This window comes from Flavobacterium sp. Root901 (assembly GCF_001429765.1).
In the GTDB taxonomy this organism is placed as follows: Bacteria; Bacteroidota; Bacteroidia; order Flavobacteriales; family Flavobacteriaceae; genus Flavobacterium.
In genome coordinates, this window is record NZ_LMJB01000009.1 from 325,376 (window position 1) to 351,774 (window position 26,399).

23 protein-coding genes are annotated in these 26,399 nt (G+C 30.5%); all 23 read right to left on the reverse strand.

The genetic code is table 11. From position 1 onward, the window contains the following. Positions 1 to 93: 93 nt before the first annotated feature. Complete coding sequence (locus tag ASE21_RS18840; protein WP_057124259.1) at positions 94 to 1,221, reverse strand: right-handed parallel beta-helix repeat-containing protein; 1,128 nt, start codon at positions 1,219 to 1,221, stop codon at positions 94 to 96. After that, positions 1,221 to 2,294: a glycosyltransferase gene (locus ASE21_RS18845; protein ID WP_057124260.1), complete on the reverse strand. Its 1,074-nt coding sequence runs from the start codon at positions 2,292 to 2,294 to the stop codon at positions 1,221 to 1,223. The genes ASE21_RS18840 and ASE21_RS18845 overlap by 1 nt, the downstream gene beginning before the upstream one ends. 57 nt (positions 2,295 to 2,351) lie before the next feature. Continuing rightward, entirely contained in the window at positions 2,352 to 3,482 is a 1,131-nt protein-coding gene (locus ASE21_RS18850) for an EpsG family protein (RefSeq protein ID WP_057124261.1), read from the reverse strand. Positions 3,483 to 3,489: 7 nt separating this feature from the next. Next, positions 3,490 to 4,614, reverse strand: a complete 1,125-nt coding sequence (locus ASE21_RS18855; protein ID WP_057124262.1) for a hypothetical protein — start codon at positions 4,612 to 4,614, stop codon at positions 3,490 to 3,492. After that, positions 4,615 to 5,736 (reverse strand): non-hydrolyzing UDP-N-acetylglucosamine 2-epimerase, encoded by a 1,122-nt coding sequence (wecB, locus tag ASE21_RS18860; RefSeq protein WP_057124263.1) that lies wholly within the window; start codon positions 5,734 to 5,736, stop codon positions 4,615 to 4,617. It abuts the gene before it with no gap. Between the two features lie 67 nt (positions 5,737 to 5,803). Beyond that, a complete protein-coding gene (locus tag ASE21_RS18865; protein WP_057124264.1) occupies positions 5,804 to 7,039 on the reverse strand; it encodes a glycosyltransferase in 1,236 nt (411 codons plus the stop codon). Positions 7,040 to 7,058: 19 nt separating this feature from the next. Beyond that, positions 7,059 to 8,330, reverse strand: coding sequence for an O-antigen translocase (locus tag ASE21_RS18870; RefSeq protein WP_057124265.1), 1,272 nt, complete (start codon positions 8,328 to 8,330; stop codon positions 7,059 to 7,061). Positions 8,331 to 8,366: 36 nt separating this feature from the next. Next, entirely contained in the window at positions 8,367 to 9,083 is a 717-nt protein-coding gene (locus tag ASE21_RS18875; RefSeq protein ID WP_057124266.1) for an acyltransferase, read from the reverse strand. 2 nt (positions 9,084 to 9,085) lie between these two features. After that, positions 9,086 to 10,183 (reverse strand): DegT/DnrJ/EryC1/StrS family aminotransferase, encoded by a 1,098-nt coding sequence (locus tag ASE21_RS18880; RefSeq protein WP_057124267.1) that lies wholly within the window; start codon positions 10,181 to 10,183, stop codon positions 9,086 to 9,088. Then, positions 10,176 to 10,724, reverse strand: coding sequence for an acyltransferase (locus ASE21_RS18885; protein ID WP_057124268.1), 549 nt, complete (start codon positions 10,722 to 10,724; stop codon positions 10,176 to 10,178). The genes ASE21_RS18880 and ASE21_RS18885 overlap by 8 nt, the downstream gene beginning before the upstream one ends. Continuing rightward, positions 10,705 to 11,127, reverse strand: a complete 423-nt coding sequence (locus ASE21_RS18890; RefSeq protein WP_057124269.1) for a sugar 3,4-ketoisomerase — start codon at positions 11,125 to 11,127, stop codon at positions 10,705 to 10,707. Before ASE21_RS18890 ends, ASE21_RS18885 begins: the two co-directional genes overlap by 20 nt. After that, on the reverse strand, positions 11,120 to 11,521 hold the full coding sequence (locus ASE21_RS18895; protein ID WP_057124270.1) for a sugar 3,4-ketoisomerase: 402 nt from the start codon (positions 11,519 to 11,521) through the stop codon (positions 11,120 to 11,122). Before ASE21_RS18895 ends, ASE21_RS18890 begins: the two co-directional genes overlap by 8 nt. Positions 11,522 to 11,538: 17 nt before the next feature. Beyond that, on the reverse strand, positions 11,539 to 12,813 hold the full coding sequence (locus ASE21_RS18900; protein ID WP_057124271.1) for a nucleotide sugar dehydrogenase: 1,275 nt from the start codon (positions 12,811 to 12,813) through the stop codon (positions 11,539 to 11,541). A gap of 49 nt (positions 12,814 to 12,862) precedes the next feature. Then, complete coding sequence (locus tag ASE21_RS18905; RefSeq protein ID WP_057124272.1) at positions 12,863 to 13,831, reverse strand: SDR family oxidoreductase; 969 nt, start codon at positions 13,829 to 13,831, stop codon at positions 12,863 to 12,865. Then, positions 13,831 to 14,895: a lipopolysaccharide biosynthesis protein gene (locus ASE21_RS18910; RefSeq protein WP_057124273.1), complete on the reverse strand. Its 1,065-nt coding sequence runs from the start codon at positions 14,893 to 14,895 to the stop codon at positions 13,831 to 13,833. Before ASE21_RS18910 ends, ASE21_RS18905 begins: the two co-directional genes overlap by 1 nt. Positions 14,896 to 14,902: 7 nt before the next feature. Beyond that, positions 14,903 to 17,302 carry an SLBB domain-containing protein gene (locus ASE21_RS18915; protein ID WP_057124274.1) on the reverse strand — a complete coding sequence of 800 codons (2,400 nt, stop codon included), beginning with the start codon at positions 17,300 to 17,302 and terminating at the stop codon, positions 14,903 to 14,905. A 28-nt stretch (positions 17,303 to 17,330) separates the two neighbouring features. Beyond that, a complete protein-coding gene (gene rfbB / locus ASE21_RS18920) occupies positions 17,331 to 18,377 on the reverse strand; it encodes a dTDP-glucose 4,6-dehydratase (RefSeq protein WP_057124275.1) in 1,047 nt (348 codons plus the stop codon). Positions 18,378 to 18,384: 7 nt separating this feature from the next. Next, positions 18,385 to 19,392, reverse strand: a complete 1,008-nt coding sequence (locus ASE21_RS18925) for a mannose-1-phosphate guanylyltransferase (RefSeq protein ID WP_057124276.1) — start codon at positions 19,390 to 19,392, stop codon at positions 18,385 to 18,387. A 36-nt stretch (positions 19,393 to 19,428) separates the two neighbouring features. Continuing rightward, the gene (locus ASE21_RS18930; protein WP_057124373.1) at positions 19,429 to 20,712 is read right to left on the reverse strand and encodes a nucleotide sugar dehydrogenase; all 1,284 of its coding nucleotides are present in this window, start codon (positions 20,710 to 20,712) and stop codon (positions 19,429 to 19,431) included. A gap of 280 nt (positions 20,713 to 20,992) precedes the next feature. Next, positions 20,993 to 21,457 carry a UpxY family transcription antiterminator gene (locus ASE21_RS18935; protein WP_057124277.1) on the reverse strand — a complete coding sequence of 155 codons (465 nt, stop codon included), beginning with the start codon at positions 21,455 to 21,457 and terminating at the stop codon, positions 20,993 to 20,995. Positions 21,458 to 21,542: 85 nt separating this feature from the next. After that, positions 21,543 to 22,934 carry a UDP-glucose 6-dehydrogenase gene (locus ASE21_RS18940; protein ID WP_057124278.1) on the reverse strand — a complete coding sequence of 464 codons (1,392 nt, stop codon included), beginning with the start codon at positions 22,932 to 22,934 and terminating at the stop codon, positions 21,543 to 21,545. A gap of 21 nt (positions 22,935 to 22,955) precedes the next feature. After that, the gene (locus tag ASE21_RS18945; RefSeq protein WP_057124279.1) at positions 22,956 to 23,939 is read right to left on the reverse strand and encodes an SDR family oxidoreductase; all 984 of its coding nucleotides are present in this window, start codon (positions 23,937 to 23,939) and stop codon (positions 22,956 to 22,958) included. A 7-nt stretch (positions 23,940 to 23,946) separates the two neighbouring features. After that, complete coding sequence (locus tag ASE21_RS18950; RefSeq protein ID WP_057124280.1) at positions 23,947 to 26,397, reverse strand: polysaccharide biosynthesis tyrosine autokinase; 2,451 nt, start codon at positions 26,395 to 26,397, stop codon at positions 23,947 to 23,949. Positions 26,398 to 26,399: the final 2 nt, after the last annotated feature.

The window sequence follows — 26,399 nt, forward strand, 5'->3', positions numbered from 1 at the left end:
CTAAATGTAGGGATATTTTTAAACACAATCAACATTTACCGCACTAAACAATGTTTGTGTGTGTATTGCTTTTAATTTCTTTAGATCAAATGTTTAATTCACAGAAATTATTCTTTCACGCAATTGTTTTTTTCTCAGTTCAGTTTCTTTAGTATCCAACTTTCCGTTGGTATTTATCTTCAAATTAGAAAATTTATACTTTGGTATATATTTAAAATCGCTGGCCATTAATAATTTATTCTGACTGTCATTCCAATTAGAATTTGTAACATTAATAAATCCGCCAAGCACTTTAATGGATTCTGGATATGAAAGTCTATTACCTCCCATTAAAAAACTCGTTTTAGAAAAGTAATCAATATGAGAATCAATATTAATCGAAACGTTCTTATGATTTTTTCCAATCATATTCAATAAAATAATTGCGACGCCAGCATCTGCGTTATTGAAAGTTTTTATTTTTTTTAAATTTATACTTTCTAAAACATCATCATTAGTATTTGGTTCGATATCAATTCCTGCCATCGGAAGAGTTCCATTAGTATTTGAAAGTACTATATTCGAAATATCTATTTTCTTCCCACTTATAATCGATATTCCATTGCGTCGATTGTTATCAATAATTCCTCCTTTAACAATAATATTTTCTGACTCTATGACAGAAACTTTACTAATATAAATACCATCTCCCCAACAATTTTTTATTTCTGGGTTATAAATTGAAATATTTTTAGATGAAAGTATATTAATACCCATTCCCCATTCTCCCTTCACACCCGTATGTTCATATCTTTCTCCTATTAATTTAGGATTATATATTTGAACGTTTTCTATATTTTTAAGATCTAAAATTTGATAATTTGAAAGTGAATTTGCCTTTAAAATTAATTTTGATTTACTTTTAAATAGTAGTATTGAATTGCTTTTTAATGTTAAACCATTTTCTCCTATTAGGATTGGAAAATTAGGAAATTCAACAAAACTATTTTCATCAATTCCTTTTTGTAAGTAAGTACCATAATCAACAGATCCATCCTGAACATAATTCTTAGGCAGATAATTCTCTAACCTTGAATATTTAATTTTGCTTTTTACAACTAATGGAATAGTAGCAATATGAGTTGTTTTAACGTTTCTATATTTAAAACTTAACTCCTTCTTTTGCTGGGAGTTGCATGATACAAAAAACAATAAAACTAATAATAATATTAATTTATTCATTATACTAATTTATATATTTCAATATATTGATCTATCATTTTATTTATACTAAAATCATTAGATCTTAGTAAGCACTGTCTAGCATTTTTTTGATAAAAATCATTGTCCTCTAGCAATTTCCTTACCAAAATTTCGAGTTCTTTCTCATTTCCTTTTTCAAATAGCAAACCATGGTCTTTAACAATTTCTTTGATTCCGTCAATATTACTTGCTATAACCGGCTTACCAGACGCCATTCCCTCTACAATCGCTAGTCCAAATCCTTCCCATTCTGAAGATAAAATTACAACATCGCTATACTTCAATAATTCGGGAATATCGTATCTGTTACCTAAAAACACTACTCTTTCTTTAATCCCTAATCCTTCTGCTAAAACTTTATTGTTCTCAATCAAAGGTCCATCTCCTACCAAAATCAATTTAACTACTTCCGGAAGCAGTTTCAAACTTCGAATTAAAGTCGCTTGATCTTTTTGTTTACGAAAACTAGATACCTGTATTAACTTAAAATCTTCTTTTTCGAAAAACTTAAAATCTGCAATATTATCCACATTATTAAATTTTTTGGTCTCTATACCATTATTAATAACGTGCATGTTTTTATTAAATTTTAGATGTTTCTTCAAGTTATTTTTTACACCTAGAGTTATACAAACAATTTTTTGAAGTTTCTTATAAATAATCCTGTCAACAAATTTAAATAGCACCATATCCCTCCTTCTATTGTTAGTACTATGTTCTGTATAGACTAATTTGACTTTCGAAAAAGAAATACATTTTGCAATTACTACCCAATATAATGTTGGAAATAAGTGTAAGTGTGCTACGTCATATTTCTTTAGATAGGGAATAATTTTAAATATTAAAAAAGGGTTATAAATAGATTTAGAGGTAAGTCCTGATACTTTTCCATTGCTATTCTTCTCTAGCTGTTCCCAAAATGGAGTTTTCCTATTGTTTATAGAGAGAACATCCATCTCTATTCCTTTGGCTTGATAAAGAGGGACACTATCAACAATTAACTTTTCTGCTCCCCCAATAGATAGAGATGTAATGATTTGCAATACTTTCACCTGGTAAATTTATTTTCTTTTCTTAAGCTGTGATGTTTTTTAAAATTATCTTTCAATCTATTCTTTTGATTCATAAAACTCATCTCTAATTAGTGCTCGATCATAATACGATTCCTTAACAAAAATTACGCTCGTGTATCTATATAGAGGGTTATTAAAAGTAATGTAAGTTTTCAAAAAACAAAATAATATAACTGGAAATACAACGGTTTTTCTCAACTCTCGATGCTTAATTAAATCTTTTAAATTACATAATATAATTAAATACGCCCAAAAAAACAACAGTGCAAATCTATTTATCATGGCATCTGAAGTACTAAAATATAGTTGAATAAAACAGTAACAAAAAAAACTGTTAAAGTATATTGGAGAAATTACTTTATTATTTACTATATATTTATAATTACTTAGTACTAATATAAACAGGAAGATCTTTTCAAGGATTCCAAATCGTATTCCATAAGATGCATCTGATTCAGTTACAGTGCCAGCCAAATATTCAAATCTTCCACCTAGTACAGCTCCTAATGAAGCCATAATACTATCTATAAAGCGAATCTGAAGAAAATAAACTATAGTGCCAAAAATTAATAAAACAACCAATACTTTTTTATTGAAATAATTTCGCTTTAGGAAAAAAAGAAAGAGAAAGGTGATGCCTGTCAAATGAAAACTCATAGAAAATAAGATAATCAGGAAGGCCTTTATTTTTTTATTTTTATTAATGTATTCTATCGATTGAACTGCTATCAAGATAGCTGTAAAATTTCGTAATAAATCAATAATTAAAAGCGGAAAACAACTTATAAGAACAATATAGGCTAGCGAAATATTATATGATTCTTTTTTTAAGAACCGATGCCATAAAACGACTTGTATTAGTGTTATAAAAAACACAAAAAACGAATACTCAAAGCCTAAATCATGGAATAATTTCACCAAAAATGAAAATCCAATCTCATAGTCAAAAGCTGTCCACACATCTAAAGTTGCTTCTGAATAATAATTTTCATAATTAAACCAATCGCTTCCTATAAAACCTCTAAATCCAAAAAATAAAACAAAAATAAAAGCACACCAAAATCCAGCTACACTTTTATTATTTGACTGTTGACTGCTTTTTTCATAAAAGTATAAAAAAACATAACATAGTATAAGGGCAAGATATGGTAAACTAAAAAAATTCATTGCCCTTTTATTTTTCTATCAATTTACTCACCAAAGATTTAATATTTACTGAATTATACAAAGACAAAGAACCTTTACTAAACTCATCGTAATTTTTATCGATTTCTAAAATGATATTTGCCATTTCCTTAGGTTTAAATTCAGCAACTACTTTTCCCGCATTGTATTTATTAAATAAATTGGACAATCCAGGAACATCATTTGAAATCATGGGTACACTAAAGCATGAATATTCAAAAATTTTATTGGGTGCACAGTAAAGCGTATTTATTGCTGTTTCGATTGAGCCTTGTTGTGAAAAATAGGACAGAAAGCCTATATATGCTTTTTGAGTAACCTCCAGATGATATGGAGCCGATTTAAAAGGCAAAAACACAACACGCTCTGATTTGTATTTGTTGATAAGTCTAGCCTTATTATTATCGTCTCCTCCCATAATGCAAATCACATATTCGCTTGGTAAATATTGTATGGACTCACATAACTCATCTAATCTTCTTTCAGGATAGTTAAAAATACCCTGATATAAGATCAGCTTTTTATTCTTGAAAAGAGCTTCAGTCTCATCATCAAGTATGTTTTTTAATTTAGAAAGATCAAAATCAGGCTTGTTTGGAATTACAATTGGTAATTTTACCAAATTAAAATAAGCTTTTGTGATATGAGCCCTATTGTATTCACAGCAAACCACTTTCCATGCTTTTTGCATAGTGCCTGCATAATTAAGAAATGGACTTAAAAGCTTATATCTCAATCCAACTTTTAGTTGTGGAGTTTCAAATAAATACAATATTGATTTAAATTTAAAAACTAAATTATAAAGAAGCCATATATTTTGATTTCCGAATAACCATAAAATTGAGTCTTTTTTAAATTCTTCATTTACAATTTTCTCAACTTTTTTCTTATAGGAATATAGTTTAAAAAATTTTACAATTTTATTTTCTTTGGTATCGTTTATAATTGTTTCAATATAAACTACCCCTTGCAATTCTAAATCAGAAATCGTATTTTTATCACTGCAATAACCTACAATAACAACTTTCTTACCTAGAGAGAGTAATATTTTCACTATAGTTAGAATAGGCGGGTATTTTTGTATGTCATGATTATATACTAAGATATTGCTCATTTATTCTAAATTTGATATATAGTTTACAATTCTTTCACACGCTTTTCCATCACCATAAGGATTGTGTAGTACACTCATCCTTGTATATTTATCCTCATCATTCAGCAATTTATTTGCTTCATTCACTATAAGTTCTTTGTTGGTCCCAACCAATATTACTGTTCCAGCAACTACTGCCTCAGGTCTTTCTGTCGATTCACGCATAACCAGCACAGGTTTTCCAAGACTTGGTGCTTCTTCCTGAACTCCACCACTATCAGTAATGATTAAATACGATTTATCCATCAACCATACAAAAGCAGGGTAAGCCAAAGGTTCTATTAACTTAATATTATCAATTCCAGATAGTATTTCATAAACAGGTCGTTTTACATTAGGGTTTAAGTGTACTGGATAAATTATCTCTACATCTTGATTAATTAAAGCTATTTCTCTTAAAGCTTCACAAATTCGAATAAAACCATCTCCATGATTTTCTCTACGGTGGCCGGTAACAAGAATTGTTTTTACATCCTTTTTCACAATCTTCTTTAAGTTTTCAATTTCCAAATTATAGATCTCTTCTACTCTTTTAGAACTATCAATCAATGCGTCAATAACCGTATTACCTGTTACCAATATTGTTTCAGATGCTATATTTTCTTTTAAGAGATTTTCCTTAGATGCTTCTGTGGGGGCAAAATGATAATCCGCAATTCTTCCTGTCAGTTGTCTATTCATTTCTTCAGGGAAAGGTGTTCGCTTAAAATTTGTACGAAGTCCTGCTTCAACATGACAAATTTTAGCTCCAGAATAAAATGATGCTAAACTAGCTGCCATTGTTGTCGTTGTATCACCATGCACATAAACATAATCTGGTTTAAAATTCTCTAAAACTTCTTTTAAGCCGATTATAATATCTGCTGTTAGTGAATATAAGTTTTGATTTGCCTTCATTAAGTTCAGGTCGTAATCTGGCTGAATATTAAAAAAGTCCAAAACTTGATCTAACATTTCCCGATGCTGAGCGGTAACACAAACTCTGGTTTCAAAAATATCTGAATGTTTTTTAAACTCTTGAACCAGAGGAGCCATTTTTATAGCCTCAGGCCTTGTTCCAAAAACAATTAAATTTTTTTTCATTATAATATTTACAACTATTTAAATTACCTTATATTATCTTTTTCTTTGAAGAAAATTCTAAGCACGATTATATCTTAAAAAACTTAACTATTCGACGAATTTGGCGATAAAAATGAATTGGCCATTCATAATTTTTAAGTTCTTTTTCTATCATTATCTCATTTTTTTTGCAAACATCTATAATCTTATCATATTCACTTTTCCATAAGGTCATTATAGAATTATAATCGTAATTTTCATTAAACATTTTAATAGCTGCATTACCAGCACTAATTCGACGTGAATCTGATTCTATTATACTTTGTATTGCTAATTGAAAGCTTACTGGAGATCGATCCTTTGGAGAATTAATGACTATTATGTCTTTATCTAAGTTATTCTCGCCCCAAAAACCCCAAGCAGATTTATTTGTTTCAGGAGTAAATCCAGCAATTATTGAAGGCTTAGCACACGAAGCAGCTAGCAAAAGAGTAGTTCCCATACCAACAAACATTGTACATCTCTGATACAATTTTTCTAAATCTTTACCAACTACCGTTCCTTTTAATTGAATAATTTCCTGACCCAATTCTCTATTTATATGAATCGCTAATTGATTTAATTCATTGAATAAATTACCATCGCCTACGATAACTAATTTGTATTCCTTAAAACTTTCATTTTTTCTATATATTTCATAGAAATCCTGAATTAAATATTTTACGTAGTCTTTATCTTCAGATAACCTGCTGACAGATAAAATATATTTTTGAGCAGAAACAGAACTATCGGTCTCAATTGCTTTAACTGGAATGGGTATTATATTGGGATTTAATTTTAATTTTGTAACTCCTTCAATATATTCATGCATTTGTGGCGTTAGTGAATAAAATAGCCCAAACCTATTCATTTTCTTAGTGATAATTTTCAATAAAGGATTACGCCTGTAAGAAAGCTCCGACAATATATTAACACAAAAAGGAATTTTAGTTTCATTATACAAAGAAGCCACGTGAACAATTGGGTATGAATTATGAGCCTCAATAACATTTACTTTATTATCTAATAAAATTGTCTTTAGCTTTTGTTTAAAGCTGTTGTATTGAGCATTTGTAAATACTAAAGGAGGTAAACTTATTCCTTTCAACGTTATATGAATTGTACCTTGAGGTAAATTTGAGACATTTTCGCCACCCTCTGAAATAACCAAAACATCAAATCGGTTGTCAATGAGCCATTTACACTTATTAATTACGTAAGTTTCTGCACCACCTATAATCATCAATGGGGTAATAAACGCAATTTTAAATTTTTCTTTATTCATTTAAATCGAATTCTTAAACTTAAGAGCTATTAATTTGCTTATTTCTTTGAAATAATAGTTTTCTAAAAATGTAAATCATGAAAAACAAACACAGCAAATAATTTAATGCAAATGCCATTGCAACTCCTTCAACATTGTAATACTTCATAAACAGCCACCCAAAGAAAACATAGTTAGTACTAAAAAAAATCTCAGTTATTAAAAAATATTTAGTCATTGATTTTGCAATCATAATATATCCCAATATCCACGAAGCAATCTTGAAGAAATCACCCAGTAATTGCCAAAAAAACAATGCCTGCATAGCCATAAAATTTTTTGTAAACAACACTGAAATTATTACAAAACGAAGAAAGTATATAATTATACATCCTAAAACAACAAGAGGCATTATAATCTTAAAGCTTTTAAAAACTTCGCTTTTAATCTCATACTCTTCTTTAATAGATGATAATTTTGGCAAATAATAAGTGCTTAATGATGTTGTTATAATCATTAAATATCCGTCTGATATACGCATCATTCCTTGCCAAAAACCCGCAGAGTCAACTCCTAAATTCTTAATAATTATATTTCGTAATAAAATTTGCGAGACAGGAATAGTGACAGCTGAAACAATTGCCATCAAGCTATAATGACTTAATTTTAAAGCAATTACCTTATTAAAACCAAGTTTAAAATATTTCCATGAAAACCAATCACTTTTGGTAATTAAAAATAGAGTAATAAAAAAAACAATAGATTGGGAAAGTACTAACGCATATAATGCCCCTTCTAATTTGAAATAATAAACTAGAATCAAAGTAAAAATTAATCCTATAATACTTCCAACAGTATTAACTAAAGTGTATTTTTTAATCTCCTTCTTACCATTCAAAATTGAAATCATCAAAGAATTTAGAGAATACAAGATTATTGTAACGCCCAAAACCCTAATCGGATTGCCATACAATTTTGTAACAAATATCCATTTAGAAAATAATGTGCCAAATAAAAAAAGTACCACTCCAATAAATCCCGAACAATAAACACTTATTCTAAAAGAGGTACTAAATAAGGATTTTAAATTTTCTTCGTCTTTTTCATATTCAGCTGTATATTTTACAACTCCTGTATTGATAGCTCCATTTGCAAAAGTAAGTACTACTGTTATAAAGTTAGAAAAAGCTCCTATTAAAGCTACGCCCGCTGGCCCTGTCAGTATTGCTATTGCTTTACCAGCTACAAACCCAGTACCAACTCTTATGAATGCAATTATTGCTGAAAAAAAAGATGTTTTTAGAAGATTCAATATTTAATTATTTAATTAAGGCTATAATTTAGAAAACTAAACTGTATCATTTACAGGAAACATTTCTCTATGCCAATTCGCAATATTTGTCTTTAAGATTTTAGCAGGAGATCCGCTTAATAGTGCTCTTTCTGGATATTCACCCGCTAACACTACTGAAAGAGAAGTAACTATTGAATTTTTATTGACAACGGCTCCCTTTAATACTTTTGCACCAACTCCAATCCAAGTATGATCTCCAATTACTGTTTTCTTTGTAGAATTTTTCCCTTCAATTCCGTGCCAATCACAATCAGTGATAAAAGTATCCCACGCAATAATACAATCCTTACCTATTTCTACACATTCATTTACCATAACAACTGAATTAGCTGTAATCCCTGACCCACTCTCTTTACTTTTTCCATGCAATATTAATTGAGCATTTGGAGCAAGATAAATTTTAGTACCTTGTCCTAATATAAAATCATTCTCTATAATACATTTTGCATTATTTCCTAGCGAAAATGAAATACAACCATCTCCATTTAGCCACCGTTCCAAAATCAATTTATTTTTTATGACTAGTTTAGCATTCTTTTGTTTTTTGACTTTTATCTTCATCGAACCATTAATTTGAAATGCTGGAAAAAAGCTGTATTCATCAACAAATCGAAATGTTAAATAAGCTGCATAGAACCAATTAATTGGTGATTTTAAAAAAAAAATAAAACTGGGATAATTGCGAATGTTTTTTTTTAACGAATTTATCATCTTTAATATTCATTAAGAGCACGAATAATCGTCTCTACTTCTTCAAAACTTAACACCGCACTTAAAGGTAAACTTAAAACTTCATTATGAATTTGTTCAGAAATAGGAAAACTTAAATTATTCCATTCTTTATATGCCTCTTGTTTGTGAGGTGGAATTGGATAATGTATTACAGTTTGTATACCTTTATCTTTTAAATAATTATGCAAATCATCTCGCTTAACAGTACGAATTACAAATAAATGCCAAACATGAGCTAAGTTTTCTTTAACTTCTGGTAATGAAATTTTTGAGTTAACGATTTCATTAAGATATCTATTTGCGATATTACGCTTTGTTTTCGTTTCTAAATCTAATTTTTTTAATTTAACTGTTAACATAGCTGCTTGTAATTCATCCAAACGACTGTTTATACCTTTATATAGATTTTGATATTTTACATGTGAGCCATAGTTTAATAAAGCACGTATGCAGGCAGCCAATTCATCATCGTTAGTTGTAATTGCTCCTCCATCTCCTAATGCTCCTAAATTTTTACCTGGATAAAAGCTAAATCCAGCTGCATCTCCCCAGTTTCCAGCTTTTTTATTTTTCAAAATTGCTCCATGTGCTTGTGCGCAATCTTCAATTACTTTTAAATTATGCTTTTTAGCAATTGTATCAATAACAACCATATCACATAATTGACCATAAAGATGAACAGGCAAAATAGCTTTAGTTCTTGAAGTAATTTTAGATTCTATTAATGAAGAATTCATATTAAAGGTCTCTAAATTTGGTTCTATCAAAATTGGAATTAGATTATTTGCTGAAATTGCCAGAATACTAGCAATATAAGTATTTGAAGGAACTAAAATCTCATCGCCTTCTTGAAACCATCCCATTTCTTTATATGCTCTAATGATGAGTATTAGTGCGTCTAGACCATTTGCAACACCAATTGCATGTTTTGTACCACAATAACTTGCAAATTGTATTTCAAACTCTTTTAATTCATTTCCCATTATATACCAACCTGAATCTAAAACTCTAGTAAATGTTTCGAGTAATTCATTCTTGTATTGTGCATTTATTTTTTGTATGTCTAAAAATTTAATCATTTCTTTTTACTGGTTTTAAGCCCTCTAAATAATATTTTTCATTTGTTATTTTATCAGTTAAATTCAAGTCTAACAACTTAGAATCTTCTGTTATATAACCTACATGTTTTGCCGGATTACCATACCAAACCGTATATGGCGAAGTGCTTTTAGTCAATACACTACCAGCTCCAATTAATGTCTTTTTACCTATTTCAATGCCACACAAAATTGTAGAATTTGCACCAATAGAAACCAAGTCATTAATAATTGTCTTTTCATTTTTATAATCCTTGTTTTTTGAAATGGGAATTTTGTCATTTGTAAAAGTAACATTTGGACCAATCATTACTTTGTTACCTATTGTAACACCATCCCAAATTTGGACTCCTGGTTTAATAGTGACATCATCACCTATAACAACATCATTTTCAATAAAAACATTGCAATTTATATTACATCTTTTACCTATGACTGCACGCTCAAGTATTACTGCAAATTGCCAAACAAAAGTATCTTCGCCTATATTTTTTGATTGAACATCAGATAGCAGGTGTATCATTTCTATAATTTAAATATTCAACATAATCTCTAATGTAATCTGATTCTCTATACTCGCTAGAAGCAAAAACTAAACAAATTGAGCCACTTGAAAAATCTTTTATTTCTCTCCATATACCTGGTTGAATGTATAATGCTTTAGAAGGATCGTTTAAAAAGAAATCTTTTCTAGTGACTCCATCATCTAATACAAATGTAAATGAACCACTCGCTGCAATTATATATTGTTGCAACTCATAGTGACCATGCCCACCTCTATCTGCTCCCATGGGAACATCATATAAATAATAAATCCTTTTTACTTCAAAAGGAATATTCTTGTTATTTTCTACAACTGTAATATTTCCAGCGTCATTATGGACTTTTGATAAGTCAATAATCTTACAATCTGAAACACTAAACATTTTTCAAATTTTTAAATTTTTCAAAATCTCTAATATAATCTTCCTTTGAAAAAGAACTACTAGAAATGTGTAAAGCCAAAGAATTTGTTGAAAAGTTCTCCATATGCCTCCAAGTTTTTGCTGGAATGTGTAATCCATAATAACTTCTATTCAATGAATATTTTTTAACGCTCCCATCTAGATCCGTTATAACTACATCAAAACTTCCACTAATTGCAATAATAATTTCTTCTTGTTCTTTATATGCATGCCCTCCTCTAGTCTCACCACCAGGAACATCATAAATCCAGAAGACTCTTTTAATTTCGAATGGAATTTGACTAGGATTTTGCATAAATGTTAAATTTCCTCTTGGATCTTGAATTTTAGGAAAATTTATAATTTTTGGCTTCATAATAATTATTTAAATAATTAAAGTTTAGCATCTACATTTGATCTCAAAAAATTCTTCACATCATAAATAACACTTAATTCTTTTTGAAAATTAGATAAATTTAAATCTAAAAAATCATTGTGTGCTACCCCTAAAACTATTGCATCAAATTTTTGATTTGGCATATCAGAATAGACATCTAAATCATATTCATGTTTAACTTCTAAAGGATTTGCTAAAGGATCATATATAACTACTTCAATACCGTATTCACCTAAAGCCCTTATTACATCAACAATTTTAGTATTACGTATATCAGGACAATTTTCCTTAAATGTTAGTCCTAGCATTAATAAAGTTGTACCTTTAATAGCTATTCCTTTTTTAATCATCAATTTGATTATTTGAGAAGCAATATATTCTCCCATACTATCATTTAATCTTCGTCCTGCTAAAATAATTTCTGGATGATACCCAAATTCCTGTGCACGTTGTGCCAAATAATAAGGATCTACCCCAATGCAATGTCCCCCAACTAAACCAGGTTTAAAATGTAAAAAATTCCATTTTGTTGCAGCTGCCTCCAATACATCATTTGTATTGATGTTCATTAAGTTAAATATTTTTGCTAATTCGTTTACAAAAGCAATATTGATATCTCTTTGTGAATTCTCAATAACTTTAGCCGCTTCGGCAACTTTAATAGTTGGCGCTAAATGTGTACCCGCTCCAATTACACTTTTATACAAGTTATCCACTACAATTCCTATTTCGGGAGTAGATCCTGCTGTAACTTTTAAGATTTTTTCAACAGTGTGTTGTTTATCTCCTGGATTGATTCTTTCTGGTGAATAACCCGCAAAAAAATCTTCATTGAAAATTAGCCCTGAGATTCTCTCCAATACTGGAACACATTCTTCTTCTGTAACACCAGGATAAACCGTAGATTCATAGATAACAATATCCCCTTTTTTTAACACTTTACCCACCGTTTCACTTGCTTTATAAAGTGGTGTCAGGTCTGGTCTGTTATTTCTATCAACTGGAGTAGGTACAGTTACAATGAATATATTACATTCTTTTAAATTTTCTAAATCATAAGTACAATAAAGACCCAATTCACTATTAGGATTATCTACTAAAACGGCTTTCAAAACTTCATCAGACACTTCAAGTGTAGAATCATGACCTGCATTTAGTATATCAACTCTTTTCTTATTAACATCAAATCCAATTACTTGGTATTTCGTAGCAAATAATCTTGCTAGTGGTAAGCCCACATAACCTAAACCAATAATGGCAATTTTTTTCATATTTGTAATTATTCTTTAAATTAGTAAATGAAACTATTTTACTATTAGTTTATTTTCTTAGATTTTTATAATACCAATTAACGGCCTCCTTAACCCCTTTTTCTATTGAATATTCCGGGTTATACTCCAATAATCTTTTTGCTTTCTCAATACTTGCTAAAGAATGGGGAATATCACCTGCACGGTTTGGTCCATAAAGAATTTCAACATTTTTTATATTTGAATCAAACTCTGAAAGTTTATCACGCAACATATATACTAACTCATTTAAAGTTGTTCTATCTCCAAATGCAGTATTATAAATTGTATTAACAGCCTCACTATTTTGAGATAAAATGGCTCTTTCATTCATTTGTATTACATTATCTATATATGTAAAATCTCTAGAATAGTTACCATCTCCATTAATCAAAGGACTTTCATAATTCATAAATTGCATAACAAATTTCGGAATTACAGCTGCGTATGCTCCATTTGGATCTTGACGTCGACCAAAAACATTAAAATATCTCAACCCTATTGTTTCCAATCCATATATTTTACTAAAAATGTTAGCATATAATTCATTTACATATTTAGTAATTGCATATGGAGAAAGCGGATTACCAATCTTATCTTCAACTTTTGGTAATGATTCTGAATCTCCATAAGTTGATGAACTTGCAGCATAGATAAAACGTTTCACCTTAGCATCTCTTGAAGCAACTAACATATTTAAAAACCCACTAACATTTACATCATTAGTTGTTATCGGATCATTTATAGATCGTGGAACAGATCCTAAAGCTGCTTCATGCAGAACATAATCAACACCTTCTACTGCCGCTGTACAGTCCCCAAGATTTCTAATATCTCCTTCAATTAAAGTAAATTGATTATTAGCAAAAAAAGGCTCGATATTATGTCGATGTCCTGTTGAAAAGTTATCAAGGCAAATAACCTGGTTTCCTTTTGCTAAAAAATATTCACATAAATTTGAGCCTATAAACCCAGCTCCTCCTGTTATTAAAATTTTCATTAAATTGTATTTATAGTTTTTTTTAATAATAAAAAACCAGCAGTCAAAAAAGATGCAATAAAAGCTCCTAAAATGAATCCTTTTAATATTCCTAAATGCTCTTTTGCTAGTGGCAGTATAGGTGAATCAATTATCTGAATAAGAGGAGTTTCTTTGCGTAGGGCAACTTTGGCTAATTCGGCTTGTTTTACTAATTCTGTCAGTATTGCGGTATTTGCCTGAACATCCACCTGTCTTCTGGCAGATGGGGTTCTTCTTACATTTAAAGCTGGATTTAAATTAAAAGTATTATCATTTGCAATAGCTACTCCAGTAATAGCACTATTAAGCTCTCTTCTAATAGAATCTGTTTGCCTTTCTAGTATATCCATATTTAACCTTGCTTTTTTACTTTTGGTTTCAACATAAAAATTTCCAACTTGTTTGGCTAATGCTTCGCAAAAGTATTTAGCAAATAATTCGTTTTTTGAAGAAACGTCTATAGTAATAATCGCAACTTTTTTATCTTTTTGACCTACATTTAAACTTCCCTTAGATAGGTTTTCATAAATTTTACCTAAAATACTATCTTGTATTCTGGTAAAACCTACTCTTTTTCCATCAGGTAAAAATTCTAATGACTTAAATTTATTATCATCTTCCCATTTTTTTCTCCAGTTATTATTTTGAATATACATCTCAGCCAAAGAAATTAATTTTCCATCTACTTTAACAGGACTCAATAACGTTTGTTCGACCATACTACGAGACCTAAATAACTCTGTCAAGTTTGGACCTGTAAAAATGCCTCCTCCTTCACCACCAACATCCAAACCTAGTGAAGTAGCCAAACCTAATGCGTTTCCTAATCCTCCTCCCGTTTTTTCATCTTCTAAGGCAAAAGAAAGGGTAGCTGTGTAAATAGGTTTTTTTAAAATAGAGTAAGTAATCCCTAAACAACCCCCGATAAATCCAGCCAACAGTATAATTTTCCATTTTGATAACAAAAAAAAGAACCATTCCTTTATTTTTTCTATTAATTCTTTTAACGAAATCTCGTTACTTTCATCAATTACATTATTCATAAAAAAATTATTTAAAAGCTGTAACGATTAATAATGCTAGACTTGTTATAACACTCCCTATACTAACCCACTCTCCTGTTGTCATTCTCTTGGTTTCTGGCTTTTCTGGGACAACTATCTGTGAATCTGGTTCTACTGTAGGATAAGATCTGAAAAATAAAAATGATTTAGTTACATCAGCTTTTCCATTAGGATATATTATATATGCCTTTCTCTTCCAGCCTTTATTATTCACTCCTCCCACAGCATTTATGTAATATTTAAATCCTTTTCCACTTCGGTATGGAATTTCTGATGTTAACAATACATTTCCAGTTACTTTTACTCCTTCATTATAAACAGCCACCTCAATTTCGTCACCTGGAAATAACGTAACGTTAGAAAAATGATTTTTATCTTTCTCTATTTTCTCCCAATTAATTGGAATAGTCGCAAACTTTATATCTTCTAATTTTTCTTTTAAAGAATCATTTTTAGATAAGTTCAAATCTATGCTTTCTAATTTATCTATTTCTTCTTGTTTGATCGGCCTTTTGATTTTCATACCCTCTATGTTAGAAACAGAAGTCAATCCCCCAGCTCTCATAACTATATCATATACTTTTTCCTTTTTGTTCGCTAAAACATATTTACCTGGATAAACTACTGCTCCTGAAATCGTGACCATTTGAGGTTTTTCATAAACAGCAATTCTTCTAATATTTATAACATCAAAGGGTTTTAAAATAAAATTCTTGGCTTGCTCATTATTGTCTGTAGTAATTTCAAATTGAACTAATTCAACGCGTTTTGGATCTGAATCATTTATGACATCCGACTTTACCATTCTTGCTATTTCTACTCTTTTAGATGCGGAACCTGTTAAACCACCAACTTGTACAATTAAATCATTTAAGGTTAGATTCTCAAAATATTCATATACCCCAGGATTTTTTACCTCTCCGTCAATAGTAACTTTATATTCTTCCCTAAAATCTAAAATTGAATAAACAGTTACGATATCCTCCCTCTTTAATTCAAGGTCAGCATTTATATCTCCTGATAATGCTGCGGTTAAATCTACATTTACTATCTCGGTTGTCAAATCTGATTTTAAACGGATAATTCTGGCTCTTTTACTATATGCGTCTTCTTTAAGACCTTCTGCTCTGGTTATAAGATCAGAAACTCTCATCCCTTCATTAAAAGAATAGTAATCTGGTCTGAAAACAGCGCCCTCAATCTTAATTCGATTTTCAAATCTGTTTAAAATTTTTGTTACTTTAAAAACATCTCCTGATTGTGGATTATAGGTTGAGAAATCACTTTCATTGATATCATGAACTTTAAATTCTTTTGCTGTCTTTTGAGTAACATTTACTGAAGCCGTGTAAGCAAATTCATTAAATCCTGAAGCAAAGTTCAACAGATCTGAAAAAGTTTCTCCCTTTTTCATTTCAAAAATACCTGGACGTTTAACCTCTCCCTGAATTGTTACCCTTTGTGTGTAAGCTGGAATCCTGATAACATCATTATCTTTTAAACTTACATTATCTGATTGATCTCCCTTAACTAAAAATCTATAGATATCTATGTTTTTAAAAACTTTATTATTTCGAATTAATTCAATATTTCTATAGCTTCCATTTTTACCCGGACCTCCCGCTAAATGCAATGCATTATAAACTGTTGCTAAAGAAGATATTGAATAATTACCCGGCTGCTTTCCTCCAACTACAGTTATTTTTATAGTTCGTATTTGACTTAAACTTACACTAACTTGTGATTGACCCGAACGAACAGTACTATAAACTTTCGCAATTGCAGCCTTGATTTTTTGTGTCGCAGCTTCAACAGACATTCCTGATACTGAAATTTGGCCTACATACTGAATTGTGATTTTACCTTCTACACTTACTGGTATACTAGCGTTATATTCCTGAACTCCGTATACACTAACTTGTAATTCGTCTCCAGGTCCCAACACATAATTCATTGGAGTTGCTAATTTCAAATCTGGTTCAAAATTTAGAGTTGGATTATCAAAAAGCTCAGAACCAAAAATTAGTGCATTGGCAGAATCTTTTACTTTTTCATTTACAATTTTATCTTGCTTTCTTCCTGATTCTTTTGTGCTTTCTTGAATTTTGGGTTTATCGGTAGATTTAGCTGAATATGCATTAAGTCTTGCTTTTAATTTATCATATTCGGTTTGACTCATTCCTTTGGAAAGGGCCATTGGTTCAACTTGTTCTATCGTGGTATTGTTATTTTTTAATTGTGCACTTATTTTAGCCAAATCATCATCGGTTAAATAATCCACATTTATTGTGCTTAAATCTTTAGATCTTAGTATATCCTGCGCATTTACGTGCAATGACATCATTAAAATAATGAATAGAGTAAGAACGTATGTTGTTTTTTTCATATTAATTTAAATTTGATACAAATAAAATCTATGAATATTGTTTTTGATAATAGTCTTTGTAAGCCCCAGAAGTGACATTCTTTAACCATTCTCCATTTTCAAGATACCAGTTAATTGTTTTTTCTAAGCCTTCTTCAAAAGTTACTGAAGGTCTCCAACCCAGCTCTTTATTGATTTTTGAAGCATCTATTGCATAACGCAAATCATGTCCGGGCCTGTCTTTGACATAAGTAATTAATTCTTGAGAAGTACCTTCGGTTCTGCCTAATTTTTTATCCATAATTTGGCATAACAATTTTACTAAATCAATATTTTTCCACTCATTAAATCCTCCTATATTATAGGTTTCATGATTTTTACCTTTATGGAAAACCAAATCTATTGCAGCAGCGTGATCTTCAACAAATAACCAATCGCGCGTATAATTTCCATCACCGTATACTGGTAAAGGCTTTTCATTTATAATGTTATTTATAAAAAGAGGAATCAATTTTTCAGGAAAATGGTACGATCCATAATTGTTAGAACAATTTGTTAAAACATAAGGTAGTCCATAAGTTTCACCATAAGCACGGACAAAGTGATCAGAACTTGCTTTAGAAGAAGAATAAGGTGAATTTGGATCATAAGGAGTAGTTTCAGTAAAAAGTCCATCAGTTCCAAGAGAACCATATACTTCATCTGTACTTATATGATAAAATCTTTTGCCTTCATAATTCTCTTTCCATTGATTTTTTGCTGCATTTAACAAATTCATAGTGCCAATTACATTTGTTTTTACAAAAGCTAAAGGATCTTCAATAGAACGGTCAACATGTGACTCTGCAGCTAGATGGAGAATTCCATCAAAATCATTACTTAAAAAAAGATCATTAATAAAACTTTCATCAACAATATCCCCTTTTACAAAAGTATAATTCGATTTGTTTTCAATATCTTTTATATTTTCAAGATTACCTGCATATGTCAAAGCATCCAAATTATAAATTTGGTAGTCTGGGTATTTGTTCACAAAACGTCTTACTACATGCGAACCAATGAATCCTGCACCGCCCGTTATAAGAATTTTTTTCATTTTTCTATTAATTTAGTAATTCTGAATTTTGCTTTTCCAATTCATTATAAATATCTTTTACGTCTTGCGAATTTTCTTTTTGTAGAATTAAATTTGCATTATTAGTATGAACGAAAATGGTATTTCTTAACCCTAAAAATGTAGTGTAGCTTTCACATCCAATAACCATATTTCCATTTGCATCGATCGGATGACCCTTTGTAATCAAATACTCATAAACAGATTCAAATGAACCTAAATCTGACCATGCGAAAGATGCGGGCACGACTTTTATTTTCTTACTACGTTCCATCACAGCATAATCAATACTAATTGACGGAATTTCTAATGATAAATCTAAACTTAAAAAACCATCTTTACTAGCTTCCCAAACAGCTTTAGATTTTTCATAAACATCTGGTTGAAACTGTTTCAATTCATCAAGTAAAACTCCCGCTTTAAAACAAAACATTCCGCTGTTCCATAAAAAATTACCCCTTGCAATAAATTCTTTTGCTGTAGTTTCATTTGGTTTTTCACGAAATGAAATCACTTTATCGCCTTTTGATTCTATATAACCATATCCCGTTTCTGGTTTTGTTGGAATAATACCAAAAGTCACAATATAACCATCCTGTGCTTTTAAAATAGCTTCATTTATAGCTTGATTATAGTTATCCATTTTATCAATAATATGATCTGACGGAGTAACAATTAATATATCGTCAGGATTAGAGGCAAACGCTGCAAACGCAATTGCTGCTGCTGTGTTTCTAGGAGTTGCCTCAACAATATTTATGTATGAAGTTTGTGTTTTATTCATTACTTTACCACTCAAATGATGGTTATCTACATTCCCTACAACCATAACTTTATTTGCTAAATGACTATTTCTGTCTACAGTCATTTCAAAAAGTGATTTCCCTTCAAATATCTCAAGATATTGTTTTGGCTGACTTTTGCGGGATAATGGCCAAAGCCTGCTTCCAACTCCTCCGGTTAGAATTACATGTATTATTGAATTATTTATTTTCATATCTTTTCTTTAAATTTAAAAAAAAAGTTTTAGAAACTATAATCTATTATCAGCTATAGTTCCTAAAACTCCTTTTACATCGTACAATAAACTATTTGATTGTTGTAACTCTGAAAAATTAAGTTTTAAAAATTCCTTGTGTGCAACACCTAAAACAATAGCATCAAATTTTTCTTTTGGAATTGAATCTATTGTCGTCAATTTATATTCTTTTTTTACCTCTTCAATATTCGCTAATGGATCAAAAATAGTAACAGCTATTCCATATTCTTTTAGTGCCCTTATTACATCTACAATTTTTGTGTTTCTAACATCTGGGCAGTTTTCTTTAAAAGTGATTCCCAACATTAAAAGATTTGCCCCGTTAACTGAAATTCCCTTTTTGATCATCAATTTTACCACTTGAGAAGCGACATATTCTCCCATACTGTCATTTAAACGTCTTCCTGCTAAAATTATTTCAGGATGATATCCAAATTCTTGCGCTCTTTGGGCTAAATAATACGGATCAACACCAATACAGTGCCCGCCTACAAGACCAGGCTTGAATGGTAAAAAATTCCATTTTGTTCCTGCCGCCTTTAAAACCTCCTGAGTATCAATATTCATTAAATTAAATATCTTTGCCAACTCATTAACAAAAGCGATATTAATATCTCGTTGAGAATTCTCAATTACCTTTGCTGCTTCGGCAACTTTGATCGAAGGCGCTAAATGAGTTCCCGCTGTGATAACAGATTTATACAGGGCATCGACTTTTAAACCAATTTCCGGAGTTGAGCCTGAAGTCACTTTTAAGATTTTTTCGACCGTATGTTCCTTATCTCCCGGATTTATTCTTTCTGGGGAATATCCAACAAAGAAATCTTCATTAAATTTTAATCCTGAGAATCTTTCTAATACCGGAACGCATTGTTCCTCTGTGACACCTGGATAAACGGTAGATTCGTAAATTACTACATCTCCTTTTTTCAGGACTTTACCAACAGATTCGCTTGATTTATATAGTGGAGTAAGATCCGGACGATTATTTTTGTCTACAGGTGTTGGAACAGTTAATACAAAATAATTACAATTTGAAATGTCTTCAAGAGAACTTGTACAATAAAGCCCCGTTCCTTCATTCCCGTTTTTAACTAAAACCTTTTGCAATGTTTCCTCATCGACTTCTAATGTTGCATCAATACCGGAATTTAAACTTTCAACTCTAGATTCATTAATATCAAAACCAACAACTGAATATTTTGTAGCAAACAATCTCGCCAATGGTAAACCAACATACCCCAGACCAACAACTGCTATTTTTATATTTTCTTTCAATTTTACTTTCAATTTATGGTTTCAGTTACTAAAACTCACGGCTTCGCCCTTCTGAGTCACAAATAATTGACTCAGACAACCTAAAAAACAATTTTGGCAAATATAGCATATTCATTCTGTTTAATCAATACAGTTTATAGTATAACTAAAAAGAAATCGTATTAAATTTTTACAAAAAAGACAAGTAACTCTTAATCAGTACAAAAAGAATTTTACTACAAAAAACAAAAGAGAAAAATAGTTATTATTTTTCTCTTTTGTTTTTTGTGAAAGCATTGTCTTACTTATATTTTATTTTTAAAACACACCCAAGTGATTCTAAAAACAAAATATAATATGTATTTGAAACTTCCTGAACAATGGCGCTCTGATTATTAAAAGCACCAGATTCAAGCTTTATTTTGTCTCCAACCCGAAACGATGTAACCGAAATATCTGCTGTATTTGAAGATTTTAGACTATTTTTAATAATATTGATTTCTTCATCACGAACAATAGCAGGCTTTCCTAACCAAAATAAATACCTCACAACCCCTGCAATCTGAAACACCGTATTTCTCTCAATTTCTGGCAATTGCACAAATACATACGAATTAAAAAGAGGCATCTCAACTTTTTTTTTCCTGTCTGACCACTGTTGTACTTTAGTAATTAGAGGACAATAGCATTCAATTCCTATTTGAGTAAGTTTTTCTGCTACTTTTTTTTCCCATTTTGGTTTTGTATAAATAACGTACCAGTTCATGCTTGCTTAATTAATATTGAAATACAGCCCCTATTCTACTTCTACTATTTCTCGTATTTAAAGATCCCTTCAATACAAATGTTTTTTATGAACCTATTCCGTTATAAACAAAACCAATAGACTCAAGTTTTTTTGCATCTAATATATTTCTTCCATCAAAAACAAATGCAGGCTTATGCATCGATTCATAAATTTTCTGCCAATCGTATGTTGTAAATTCATCCCATTCAGTTAATACTGCGATAGCATGAGCATCTTTACAAGCTTCATAGGCATTATCAAATATACTTAATCCTTCAATGTTTTTTTCCGGACTTCTTGTCTCTAAATAGTTTAAATCATTAAGCATTTTATTTCTTGACACCTTAGGGTCATAAACCGAAATTTTTGCTTGTTCATTAATTAAATCATCAGCTACATATATTGCTGCAGATTCTCTTGTATCATTTGTGTCTTTTTTGAACGCCCAGCCTAAAAATGTGATTTTTTTATCTGCCACTGTGTTATACAAAGTCTGAACAATTTTATTTGAAAACCTTCGCTTTTGATGATCATTCATAATGATCACCTGCTCCCAATAATCGGCAACTTCATTTAAGCCGTACGATTTGGCGATATAAACCAAATTCAAAATGTCTTTTTGAAAACAAGAGCCGCCAAAACCAACCGACGCTTTTAAAAACTTCGGACCAATTCGACTATCCATTCCGATTGCTTTGGCAACTTCATTTACATCTGCACCAGTTTTTTCGCATAGTTCAGACATTGCATTAATTGAAGATATACGCTGTGCTAAAAATGCATTGGCTGTAAGTTTAGACAATTCTGATGACCAAACATTTGTGGTTAAAATTTTATCTTTACTTACCCAATTAGCATATACATCGACCAAAGCCTTTATTGCAATTTCTCCTTCGGGTGTTGTGTCTCCTCCAATTAAAATTCTGTCCGGATTTAATAAATCTGTAACAGCTGTTCCTTCCGCCAGAAATTCCGGATTTGATAAAATTTGAAACTGAACACCATTTCCTGTATTATCCAAGATACTTTTTATAGCTTCAGCCGTTCTAACAGGCAGAGTCGATTTTTCAACTACAATTTTATTCTGTTTCGCAACTTTTGCAATTTGTCTTGCACATAATTCAATATATTTTAAATCAGCTGCCATACCTTTTCCTTTACCATAAGTTTTGGTTGGAGTATTAACTGATATAAAAATTATTTGAGCTTCATCGATAGCTTTTTCAACTTCTGTTGAAAAAAATAAGTTTCTTCCTCTTGCTTCAGCTACAATTTCTGAAAGTCCCGGCTCATAAATAGGAATATTATCAGTATTCGGGTCATTCCAGTCTTTAATTCTTTGTTCGTTCAAATCTACAACCGTGACTTGAATATGTGGGCATTTTTGCGCTATAACCGCCATTGTAGGACCTCCTACATAACCAGCACCTATACAGCAAATTTTTGTAATTTCCATTTACTTCGTTATTTCTTTATTTTATTTCAAATTATTCCAATACCAGCTTACAGCTTCTTTTAATCCTTGCTGCAAAGAGTATTTTGGATTATATCCCAACATTTTTTTTGCTTTATCGATACTTGCTAATGAATGCGGAATATCACCTGCCCTGTTTGTACCATAGATAACTTCAACATTCGCAATTTTTGGATCAAATTCAGCCAGATATTCTTTTAAGTATCCAACCAAATCATTTAGTGTATTTCTATCCCCAAAAGCTGTATTGTAAACTGTATTTACTGATTCGGGATTTTGACTTGTTATAGCAAGTTCATTCATCTGAATAACATTATCTATATAAGTAAAATCGCGAGAATAGTTTCCATCACCGTTAATTACCGGACTTTCATGCTTCATTAATTGCTTAACAAATTTTGGAATCACTGCCGCGTAAGCTCCATCCGGGTCTTGCTTTCGTCCAAATACATTAAAATAACGCAGTCCTATTGTTTCTATACCATAAGTTTTGCTGAAAATTTCCGCATATAATTCGTTGACATATTTGGTTATTGCATATGGTGACAATGGTTTTCCGATAACATCTTCTACTTTTGGCAGCCCTTCAGAATCTCCATAAGTAGAGGAACTGGCCGCATACACAAAACGTTTTACTTTTGCATCTCTTGCAGCAGTCAGCATATTTAAAAAACCAGAAACATTTACTTCATTAGTTGTGATCGGATCACTTATTGATCTGGGAACAGAACCTAAAGCTGCCTGATGTAAAACGTAATCAACACCTTCAACCGCTAAAATACAATCTTCAATTTTTCGAATATCACCTTCAATTAATTTGAAATTTGGATTATTAATAAAATCCTTCAAATTATGATGATGTCCAGTAGAAAAATTATCCAAGCAAATTACTTTATGGCCTAGTCCCAAAAAATGTTCTGATAAATTAGAGCCTATAAAACCAGCACCTCCAGTAATTAATATTTTATATTGATCTGACGTTTTCATTGTAATATTATCGTTTTCTAAATTTACCAGATATCAAATTCCAAAAACTTATTTTCTTTTCTTCTTCATGATATCCATTTGAATAGGCTCCATATCCATAACCATATCCATAAGTAGAACCATATTTTGCCTTGTTTTCAAAACCATTAAACACAATGCTTGCATTACTTAACTCACCTCTTTTAACTTTATTGTTAAGCAGCGTGATCATGTCTTTTTTAGTATAATTTTGTCTCACAATATATAGCGTGACATCTGCGTACTGAACTAATTCAGATGCATCTGAAACCAGACCAACCGGAGGTGTATCCAGAATTATATAATCATATTTTTGTTTCAATTCATCGATTAATTCTGTCATTGCATCACTCAAAATTAATTCGGATGGATTTGGAGGAATCGGTCCGGAAAGTATAACATCAAGATTAGCAATTTGTGTTGAATTTGTAATTTCATCTAAATTATTTTGGCGGATTAAATAATTTACGACACCTAAATTGTTGTTTGTCAAACAAAATTCGTCTGCTAATCTTGGCTTTCTTAAATCTAAACCAACGATAACTGTTTTCTTTTCACTTAAAGCAAAAACTGTAGCAATATTTATCGAACAAAATGTCTTTCCTTCACCACTTATAGAAGATGTGATCATTAAAGTTTTTGAACCATGAAGCTGTTGTTTCTTGTATAAAAACTGTAATGAGGAACGTATACCTCTAAAAGCTTCTGATAATGCAGATTTTGGTTTGTCAAATACCGCCAGACTCACAGCATCTTTACTTAATCCTACTACACCAATTATTGGTATTTCGGTCAATTTACTGATGTCATCAGTGTTTTGAATTGTGTTATTTATAAAGAAATTGATGAACACAATGATAAGAGGGATTAATACCCCCATAAACAACGCCAAAATGTAATTTGCAGAAGTTTTAGGACCAATTAAACCTTCTCCTATATCTTTGGCCGGATCTATAAAATGAATGTCTGATAAATTTGAAGCTTTTACTATTTCTGCTTCATTTCTTTTCTGAAGGAATTCTGTATAAATATTATCATTTAAATCATACTTCCTTTTTATTTTTAAAAGCTCTTGCTGTTCTTCAGGTAATTTTCTAACAGTACTTTCTGCCTGACCAATTTTTGCATTTACCAAAGATAAATCATATAGCAAGGAAGATTTTGCTGAAATTATATTTTCCAATAAAACATTTTTTACAGCCTGCATTTGATTGTCAAAGTCTTTAAAAATCTTATCACTTTTTACGGCATAAGCCATTTCCGATCTTTGTGTAGAAAGAGCAATAAGTTTAGAAACATTGGTAACAATATTAGGATCTTCTATACCCGCAACAGAAGGTGCCGGTAATCTGGAATAATCGACACTATTATTTAAATAGGATCGAAGAGAATTATAGTAAGCGACTTTTCTGGTAATTTGATCTCTTTGAACATCAAAATCCATAATCTTATCTGAAAATTTAGCACCTCCGCCTTCAATTTCATATATGTTTTTATCTTTTCGAAAAGTTTTTAATTCGTCACCTGTCTGTTTTAATTGAGTTTCCATAGCAACAAGCGTGCTATCTATAAATCTTATAGTATTGGTAGCAAACTGATTTTTACCATCAAGTTGAATTTTAATCAGCATTCTTACTGTTGCATTTAAATATTCAACCATTCTGGCTTTATTTGTTCCCTGCATTCCCAATGTTAACAGTGACCCTCCATTTTTGTCACTATCTACACTAATTCCTTTATATTTGGAAACTGTTCCGTCAAAATCATTAAATTTCACGAAATATTCTTTTCCTTTATAAAAACCGGGGTTATCGTTAATTTGCAGTTTCCAATTTAAAAATGGTAAAGAAACTGTTTCTCCAACTTTGTATTTTTTTATAAATGTAACCGGCTGTACAGAAGTGTTACTGTAGGTATTTGTAGAATATGTAATAACGGAAACAGAATTACTTTCAAATGGAATTTGAATTTGATATTCATTTTCACTTAAAAACTTAATATTAATTAAAGTGTTTGCAAGCTGTCCTTTTGTTTTATCAATATCAACATAAAAAGGTACAGCTCCATAAGAATCAACTAAATTGTATTCTCCCTGCTCCAGATAATCAATATAATATTGTAATTTATCGACTACTAGTTCGTTATGTGACCTTGATTGTAATATTGTAGAAATACCATTTACCTGATCTGAAATTCCTCCCCAATTAAAAACCAAACTGGTATTAGATGTAAAAAACGGATTGCTTTCTTCTTTTATTGAAATCATGGTCTGCATTCCGTAAATTTTTTCTTTTCGAATATTTACCTGATATGCAATAGTAAAAGCTATGATTAAGCTTAACAGAAACCATTTCCAATAACTTAAGATTTTCAATAAAAATCCTTTAAAATCAAAATTTGATTGATTTTCAAAAATGGAAAAATCTTTTATATCTAACATCT

Excerpts from the sequence above, each read along its gene's own strand:
- ASE21_RS18840 (WP_057124259.1), bottom strand. The coding sequence starts at position 1,221 with ATGAATAAATTAATATTATTATTAGTTTTATTGTTTTTTGTATCATGC.
- ASE21_RS18850 (WP_057124261.1), bottom strand. The coding sequence starts at position 3,482 with ATGAATTTTTTTAGTTTACCATATCTTGCCCTTATACTATGTTATGTT.
- ASE21_RS18855 (WP_057124262.1), bottom strand. The coding sequence starts at position 4,614 with ATGAGCAATATCTTAGTATATAATCATGACATACAAAAATACCCGCCT.
- wecB (WP_057124263.1), bottom strand. The coding sequence starts at position 5,736 with ATGAAAAAAAATTTAATTGTTTTTGGAACAAGGCCTGAGGCTATAAAA.
- ASE21_RS18865 (WP_057124264.1), bottom strand. The coding sequence starts at position 7,039 with ATGAATAAAGAAAAATTTAAAATTGCGTTTATTACCCCATTGATGATT.
- ASE21_RS18875 (WP_057124266.1), bottom strand. The coding sequence starts at position 9,083 with ATGATAAATTCGTTAAAAAAAAACATTCGCAATTATCCCAGTTTTATT.
- ASE21_RS18880 (WP_057124267.1), bottom strand. The coding sequence starts at position 10,183 with ATGATTAAATTTTTAGACATACAAAAAATAAATGCACAATACAAGAAT.
- ASE21_RS18885 (WP_057124268.1), bottom strand. The coding sequence starts at position 10,724 with ATGATACACCTGCTATCTGATGTTCAATCAAAAAATATAGGCGAAGAT.
- ASE21_RS18890 (WP_057124269.1), bottom strand. The coding sequence starts at position 11,127 with ATGTTTAGTGTTTCAGATTGTAAGATTATTGACTTATCAAAAGTCCAT.
- ASE21_RS18895 (WP_057124270.1), bottom strand. The coding sequence starts at position 11,521 with ATGAAGCCAAAAATTATAAATTTTCCTAAAATTCAAGATCCAAGAGGA.
- ASE21_RS18900 (WP_057124271.1), bottom strand. The coding sequence starts at position 12,813 with ATGAAAAAAATTGCCATTATTGGTTTAGGTTATGTGGGCTTACCACTA.
- ASE21_RS18905 (WP_057124272.1), bottom strand. The coding sequence starts at position 13,831 with ATGAAAATTTTAATAACAGGAGGAGCTGGGTTTATAGGCTCAAATTTA.
- ASE21_RS18910 (WP_057124273.1), bottom strand. The coding sequence starts at position 14,895 with ATGAATAATGTAATTGATGAAAGTAACGAGATTTCGTTAAAAGAATTA.
- ASE21_RS18915 (WP_057124274.1), bottom strand. The coding sequence starts at position 17,302 with ATGAAAAAAACAACATACGTTCTTACTCTATTCATTATTTTAATGATG.
- rfbB (WP_057124275.1), bottom strand. The coding sequence starts at position 18,377 with ATGAAAAAAATTCTTATAACGGGCGGTGCAGGATTCATTGGTTCGCAT.
- ASE21_RS18925 (WP_057124276.1), bottom strand. The coding sequence starts at position 19,392 with ATGAAAATAAATAATTCAATAATACATGTAATTCTAACCGGAGGAGTT.
- ASE21_RS18935 (WP_057124277.1), bottom strand. The coding sequence starts at position 21,457 with ATGAACTGGTACGTTATTTATACAAAACCAAAATGGGAAAAAAAAGTA.
- ASE21_RS18940 (WP_057124278.1), bottom strand. The coding sequence starts at position 22,934 with ATGGAAATTACAAAAATTTGCTGTATAGGTGCTGGTTATGTAGGAGGT.
- ASE21_RS18945 (WP_057124279.1), bottom strand. The coding sequence starts at position 23,939 with ATGAAAACGTCAGATCAATATAAAATATTAATTACTGGAGGTGCTGGT.
- ASE21_RS18950 (WP_057124280.1), bottom strand. The coding sequence starts at position 26,397 with ATGTTAGATATAAAAGATTTTTCCATTTTTGAAAATCAATCAAATTTT.